This window comes from Leptospira ainlahdjerensis, assembly GCF_016919175.1.
GTDB lineage: Bacteria > Spirochaetota > Leptospiria > Leptospirales > Leptospiraceae > Leptospira > Leptospira ainlahdjerensis.
Genome location: NZ_JAFFPU010000058.1, coordinates 27,501 through 35,000, shown reverse-complemented (window position 1 = coordinate 35,000; position 7,500 = coordinate 27,501). Strand labels below are relative to the sequence as shown.

The window sequence follows — 7,500 nt, the reverse complement described above, 5'->3', positions numbered from 1 at the left end:
CGAGATTTCTACGAAAGTAAATTATAAATCTCTTCAGAACATTCGTGGAACGATTTCTCTTCCACACGGAACCGGTAAAAAAGTTCGCGTTCTTGTTTTCTGCAAAGGGGACAAACAAAACGACGCGAAGAATGCCGGAGCTGATTTCGTAGGAGATATGGATCTTATCGAAAAGGTAGCGGGCGGCTGGACTGATTTCGACGCTTGTGTGGCTACTCCCGACATGATGAAAGATGTTGGTAAACTCGGTCCTATCCTCGGTAGAAAAGGTCTTATGCCAAAACCGAAAGCGGGAACCGTGACCAACGACGTAGCGAAAGCAGTCGGCGAATTGAAAGCAGGTCGTATCGAGTATCGTCCCGATAAAGGCGGTGTCGTTCACCTCGGAGTCGGTAAAGTTTCTTTCGACAATACGAAGTTAGTCGAAAACATCCGCACCGTAGTTCAAACCCTGATGCGTGATAAACCTTCCGATGCAAAAGGCGATTATTTGAAAACTTTCTCCGTTTCTCCTACAATGGGAGTCGGTGTGAAAGTAGACGTGAAAGAACTGGTCAATACTTCCGTCTGACCTGGACAAGATTTGGAGTTATAGAAAATGGCGAATCAGGAAAAAGTAGAAGCAGTCGCAAACCTCAAAGGCAAGTTGGAAGCGAAGAATAACTTCATTCTTGCCTGCTATTCAGGATTGACCGTGGAAGAAATCACCGGTCTCCGCGCTCAGTTGAGAAAAGAAGGTTCGGAGATGAAAGTTCTCAAGAACAATCTTTTCTTAAGAGCTCTGAAAGAATCGGAAGGTCACAAAGACAAAAACATTTCTTTCGGACCTGAATACCAAGGACCACTGGCTGCGATCTTCGCAGGTGAGAATCTTCCAGCCGTTGCAAAAGTTTGCAAAGACTTTGCAAAGGTAAATAAGAACCTCATCGTAAGAGCTGGTTACATGGACGGATCCGTGTTGGATGCAGAAGGTGTAGAAGCGATCGCGGGACTTCCAAGTCGCGAACAACTTCTCGCTATGATTGCAGGCGGAATCAACGCACCGGCAAGAACGATCGCATCTGGTCTCAATCAGATCATCGCGTCTCTTGCAAGAGCGATCCAAGCAACCGCAGAAAAGAACAACGCGTAACGTATTTTTTAAATAGCAAAACGACTAAACGGAATCAAAGGAGCATATAAATGTCTACAGAAGCGCTATTAGAGCAAATCGGAAAACTAACCTTAGTTGAGGCTGCAGACCTCGTTAAAAAAATGGAAGATAAATTCGGCATTTCTGCTGCAGCTCCGGTTGCAGTAGCCGCGGCGGCACCTGCCGCTGGTGGAGCAGTTGCTGAAGAAGCTTCTACTTATAACGTCATTCTGAAAGGTTTTGGCGATAAGAAAATCGAAGTGATCAAACTCGTAAGAGAAATCACCGGACTCGGATTGAAAGAGGCGAAAGACCTCGTTGAAGCTGGCGGAAAGTCTGTTAAAGAAGGCGTTTCTAAAGCAGAAGCTGATGACCTCAAAAAGAAACTCGAGGGCGTTGGCGCACAGATTGAACTCAAAGCGAGCTAATCGTTTCGTTAGAGCTCTGTTAGCGCTAGCTTTCAAAAAATCCTTTCACTCACGGCAAGGAGGCCTGGTTTCAGGCCCTCTTGCTCGTTTGTATTTACAGCCTTTCAGAATTTTGGTATCTTTTCTAAAAAAAGGTCCTACGCTGAAAGAGTTCGATTCCTTCTTTTTTGCCCAAAGCGAGAATTTAGGTTCATCTTGTTTATACAGGTCATAGTTTTTTTCATTATCGATAGGGAGCACAAAGAATGTACGGTCAAGTAGAGAGAAAACGGGTAAATTTCGGAAAAATCACGAATCTGGATTACCTTCCTAACTTGATTCAAATTCAGAAGCGTTCTTTTGACTGGTTTCTTCAGACAGACGTTAAGGATGAAACCAAAAGAAAGCATCAAGGATTAGAAGCTGTATTCCGGGAGACCTTTCCGATCGAAAGTCCCAACAATGACATGATCATGGAATACAGTCATTATGTTCTCGGAGAACCGAAACGTTCTCCTCAAGAATGTAAGGACACGGACGCGACATTCGCTCTTCCGTTAAAAGCAGTCATCAGGTTAATCATCAAAGAAACCGGAGAAATCCGCGAACAAACGGTTTACATGGGAGATCTTCCCGTGATGACCGAGCAGGGAACGTTTATCATCAACGGAGCGGAACGCGTCGTCGTTTCTCAGCTTCACCGTTCTCCCGGTATATTCTTTTCTTATGATATGGAAAGAGACGTTTTCTCAGCCAGAGTGATTCCTTACAGAGGATCCTGGTTGGAATTCGAGATGGACAACAAGGGAATTCTGATTGCGAAAATCGATAGAAAGAAAAAATTCCCGGCCACTCTTTTGATCAAATCATTAGGACACGGAACGAACGAAGAAGTTCTTCGTTTATTCTACAGCTCCAGAAAAGAGAAAATCGCGGGCGCCACTTCCAAAGATCTGAAAAAGATTCTTGGAAGAAGAACGATCAACGATATCATCAACATGGAAACCGGAGAGGTAATGCTCGAAGCCGGTTCCAAAATCAACGAGGACAATATCTCCATCTTAAAAGAGATGAAGGTAAAAGAAGTCGAATTGATCGAATTCCCGAAAGGAAAGGATAACCCGATTCTCATCAATGCTCTTGAAAAAGACGGAGTGAACGACTACGAGGATGCGATTCTTAAATTCCATTCCTTGATGCGTCAGGGTGAACCTTCCACGATCGAGAACGCGACTACGGAATTGACTCGTCTTTTCTTCTCTCCGAAAACTTTCGATCTCGGAGACGTAGGCCGTTACAAAATCAATTCTAAGTTTGAATTCAATAACCCGAAAGAATTTTCCGGTGAAAAGTCGCGCGTCCTAAGACCTGCGGACATCATCGAAACCGTTCGTTACATTCTGAATCTTTTCTCCGAAACGGAAAACTATTATCCGGACGATATCGATCACCTTGGAAACAGAAGGATTCGTTCCGTTGGAGAGTTGATCTCCAATCAACTCAAGACCGGATTCTCCAGAGTGGAAAGAGTGATCAAAGAAAGAATGACTGTTCAGGAAATTGAAACCCAAACTCCTCAACTTCTCATTTCGATCAAACCGATCACAGCCGTGATCAACGAATTTTTCGGTTCTTCTCAACTTTCACAGTTTATGGATCAGACAAACCCTCTCGCGGAGCTGACTCATAAACGGAGATTGAACGCACTCGGTCCCGGTGGTCTTTCGAGAGACAGAGCCGGTATGGAAGTGCGGGACGTTCACTATTCTCACTATGGTAGAATGTGTCCGATTGAAACTCCGGAAGGTCCGAACATCGGTCTGATTCTTTCTATGTCTTCGTATGCTCGCGTAAACGACTACGGATTCTTAGAAACTCCTTACAGAACCGTTAAGAATTCCAAAGTCACCGGTCAGATCGAACACCTCACCGCGGACAAAGAAGAATATCATTATATCGCACAAGCCTCGGGCGTTCTCGACGAGAAAGGGGAACTCAAAAACAAATTGATCTCCACTCGTCACAGAGGGGACTTCCCTTTCCGTAACCCAAGCGAAATCCAGTATATGGACTTGGCTCCTCTTCAAGTTGTTTCGGTTTCCACAGCGCTGATTCCTTTCTTGGAACACGACGACGCGAACCGCGCCTTGATGGGTTCCAACATGCAACGCCAAGCGGTTCCTCTTCTTCGTGAAGAAGCTCCTTTTGTCGGAACGGGAATGGAAACCAGAGCCGCTTATGACTCCAGAATTTGTATCGTCAACAAACACGACGGTGTGGTCGTTTCCGTGGATGCGGAACGGATCGTTGTGGAAAGAAAGGGCGGAAAAGAATCCGATACCTACGATCTTACGAAATTCAAAAAGACAAACCAAGGAACCTGCTTCAATCAAAAGCCGATCGTCGGCGTGGTTCACTCCGATTTCGACGGAAAAGTTTCCAAGGTTTCTAAAGAAAAAATAGAAGTAACACGGGATAACGGAGATGTGAAAGAATACATTCTCCAGATGGGAAGCAGACAATATGCTCCTATCGTTTCTTCCGGAGACGAAGTAAAACGCGGTACAACGCTTGCGGGACAAATCGTTACGGGTGAGAAACTGGACGAACTCGGAAATATTCTCGTGAAAGGAACGGTTCTTGCCGACGGTCCTGCCGTTGACAACGGTGTTCTCGCTCTCGGTAGGAACGTTCTCGCGGCGTTCATGCCTTGGGAAGGTTACAACTTCGAGGATGCGATTTTGATCTCCGAAAGAATCGTTCGCGACGACGTTTTCTCTTCCATTCACATCGAAGAATTCGAAATCCAAGCCAGAGAAACAAAACTTGGACCGGAACAAATCACTCGAGACATTCCGAATCTTTCGGACAAAGCGTTCCGTGATTTGGATGAAACCGGTGTAATCCGCGTTGGTGCGGAAGTAAAACCGGGAGACATTCTTGTGGGAATGGTGACTCCGAAAGGGGAAACCGATCTCACTCCGGAATACAAACTTCTTCATTCTATCTTTGGTGAAAAAGCCAAGGACGTAAGAGATTCTTCTTTGAGAATGCCGAACGGTTTCGAAGGAACCGTCATCGATATCAAACGTTTCTCTCGCGAGAATCAAGATGAACTTCCTGCGGGCGTGGAAGAAATGGTGAAAGTATTCGTAGCCAGAAAAAGAAAACTTCTGGTTGGGGATAAGATGGCCGGACGCCACGGTAACAAAGGGGTTGTCGCTCGTGTAATGGCGGAAGAAGACATGCCTTACATGGAAGACGGAACTCCGATGGACATCGTCTTGAATCCGTTAGGCGTTCCTTCACGGATGAACCTCGGTCAGATTTTTGAAACTCAGTTGGGTTTTGCCGCAAGCAAACTCGGAATTTCTTTTGAAACTCCGGTTTTCGACGGTGCGGAAGAAACCGACGTGGACAATTTCTGCAAAGAGGCGAACCTTCCTCTGAATTCAAAATTCAAACTTTTTGACGGTAGAACCGGACTTCCTTTTATGAACGAAGTCTTCTGCGGTTATATCTACATCTTAAAACTCGCTCACTTGGTGGAAGATAAGATCCACGCAAGATCGACCGGTCCTTACTCTTTGGTGACTCAACAACCGCTCGGAGGAAAGGCTCAGTTCGGGGGTCAGCGTCTTGGGGAAATGGAAGTCTGGGCTCTCGAAGCCTACGGAGCTTCTCATACTCTTCAGGAACTTTTGACCATCAAGTCCGATGATATGCTCGGACGTGCGAGAATCTACGAAGCGATCGTAAAGGGAATCCACTCCATCAAACCTGGTATCCCTGAGTCCTTCAACGTATTGGTTCAAGAGCTTAGAGGGCTTGCTCTGGATATCATCATCACCGACTCGGAAGGAAACACTGTTGATATTTCCGATTACGAGGATGAATATTCTAAGAGTAAGAAGAAAATTAAATTCGAGACTATAGAGAACGCATAAGACATGAGATCCCATAACGACTTCGAATCGATTACAATCCGCCTAGCTTCTCCCGAAAGGATCAAAGAATGGTCTTACGGGGAAGTTAAAAAACCAGAGACCATCAACTACCGGACTTTAAAACCCGAGAAAGACGGTCTTTTCTGCGAGAAAATTTTCGGAACCACAAAAGACTGGGAATGTTACTGCGGTAAATTCAAGTCCATCCGTTACAAGGGTGTGGTCTGCGACAAGTGCGGGGTCGAGGTAACTCACTCTAAAGTTCGTCGCGAAAGAATGGGCCATATCGAACTCGCGGCTCCGGTTTCTCATATCTGGTATTACCGTTCCGTTCCTTCGAGAATGGGACTTCTTCTTGATATGACCGTGAACCAGCTAAAGAGCGTTCTCTACTTTGAAAAATACGTCATCATCGATCCTGCGGATTCGGGAAGAAACCGCGGCGAACTCATCGACGAAGAAGAATACCACGCTTATCTCGACGAGTACGGCGACAAGTTCGTAGCCGGAATCGGCGCGGACGCGATCAAAGAACTTCTCGCTCGTATCGACGTAGATGCGGAAGCGAGAATGATCCGTCAAAAGATCCAAGACAAGGATAAGATTTCCGATAAAAGAATTCTGAAACGCCTCGAAGTTCTCGAAGCGTTCCGTGATTCCGGAAACCGTCCCGAGTGGATGGTTCTTGATATCGTTCCGGTCATTCCTCCGGAACTTCGTCCTATGGTTCAGTTGGAAGGTGGTAGATTTGCTACTTCCGACTTGAACGACTTATACCGTCGTGTGATCAACCGTAACAACCGTCTCAAAAGACTTCTCGCTCTGAAAGCTCCTGAGATCATCGTTCGGAACGAAAAGAGAATGTTGCAAGAAGCCGTTGACGCTCTCTTTGATAACTCTCGTAGAAAACGCGCCGTTAAAGGAAAGGGAAACCGTCCTCTTAAATCCATCTCCGACATGCTCAAAGGGAAACAAGGTCGTTTCCGTCAGAACCTTCTTGGTAAGAGGGTCGACTATTCGGGTCGTTCCGTAATCGTCGTCGGTCCCGAGCTGAAATACCATGAGATGGGACTTCCCAAAAAAATGGCTTTGGAACTTTTCAAACCATTCATCATGAAGAGACTTGTGGATCTGGACTTAGCTCCGAACATCAAGTCCGCAAAAAAGAAAGTGGAAGCCGAAGACAAAGAAGTTTTCGACGTTTTGGAATACGTCGTAAAAGAGCACCCCGTGATGTTGAACAGAGCTCCGACCCTTCACCGTCTGGGGATCCAAGCATTCTTACCGATCCTTGTAGAAGGAAAGGCGATCAAACTCCATCCTCTCGTCTGTCACGCGTTCAACGCCGACTTCGACGGTGACCAGATGGCGATCCACGTACCTCTGACTCCAAAGGCTCAGCTGGAAACTTGGATGTTGATGCTCTCTCCTCACAACATTCTCAACCCCGCAAACGGACATCCGATCTGCGGACCGACTCAGGATATCGTATTAGGAATTTATTATTTAACTTCCGAACTTCCACCGGAGCCTGGCGTTCCTTTGAAATCTTTCTCGAACTTGGACGAGGTTCACTACGCGATCGATAGAGGCGTTGTAGAATTTAGAACCAAGATCAGCGTTTATCACCAAGGAAAGATTCTCGAAACAACTCCGGGAAGATTGATTTTCAATACGATTCTTCCGGAAGGTTATGCTTACGTGAACAAGGCTCTTTCCGACAAGGAAACAAACAAGATCATCGCCGACGTGTATGACAAATACGGTCCTGCAAAAACCGTATTGATGCTCGACGATATTAAAAAATTAGGATATCGTTATGCGACCTTGTTTGCTCCTACCATTTCCATCGAAGACATCCGTGTGTCTCCGGGCAAAGTCGGACTCGTAAACGACGCGAACAAAGAAGTCGAAAAAGCCGACTCCGAGTATCGCAAAGGTATCATTACAAACGAAGAACGCCGTAAAAAGGTAATCGAGATCTGGACAAAAACAAACGATCTCATCACCGATT

5 protein-coding genes (2 of these 5 running past the window's edge) are annotated in these 7,500 nt (G+C 45.9%); all 5 read left to right on the top strand.

Translation table 11 applies throughout. The annotated features are described in order from the left end of the window. Positions 1-571 carry the 3' portion of a 50S ribosomal protein L1 gene (gene rplA, locus JWG45_RS15260; protein ID WP_069608394.1) on the top strand. Its footprint begins 122 nt before the window's first position, so the window shows 571 of its 693 coding nt (coding positions 123-693); its start codon lies off the left edge, out of view; the stop codon is at positions 569-571. A 27-nt stretch (positions 572-598) separates the two neighbouring features. Then, positions 599-1,132, top strand: a complete 534-nt coding sequence (gene rplJ / locus JWG45_RS15255) for a 50S ribosomal protein L10 (protein WP_205280513.1) — start codon at positions 599-601, stop codon at positions 1,130-1,132. A gap of 50 nt (positions 1,133-1,182) precedes the next feature. Continuing rightward, positions 1,183-1,560: a 50S ribosomal protein L7/L12 gene (gene rplL / locus JWG45_RS15250; protein ID WP_118967631.1), complete on the top strand. Its 378-nt coding sequence runs from the start codon at positions 1,183-1,185 to the stop codon at positions 1,558-1,560. Positions 1,561-1,805: 245 nt separating this feature from the next. Further along, positions 1,806-5,486, top strand: coding sequence for a DNA-directed RNA polymerase subunit beta (rpoB, locus tag JWG45_RS15245; RefSeq protein WP_205280512.1), 3,681 nt, complete (start codon positions 1,806-1,808; stop codon positions 5,484-5,486). Positions 5,487-5,489: 3 nt separating this feature from the next. After that, positions 5,490-7,500, top strand: partial view of a DNA-directed RNA polymerase subunit beta' gene (gene rpoC / locus JWG45_RS15240; protein WP_205280511.1) — the beginning only. The gene runs 2,210 nt beyond the window's last position; the window shows 2,011 of its 4,221 coding nt (coding positions 1-2,011); the start codon lies at positions 5,490-5,492; its stop codon lies beyond the right edge, outside the window.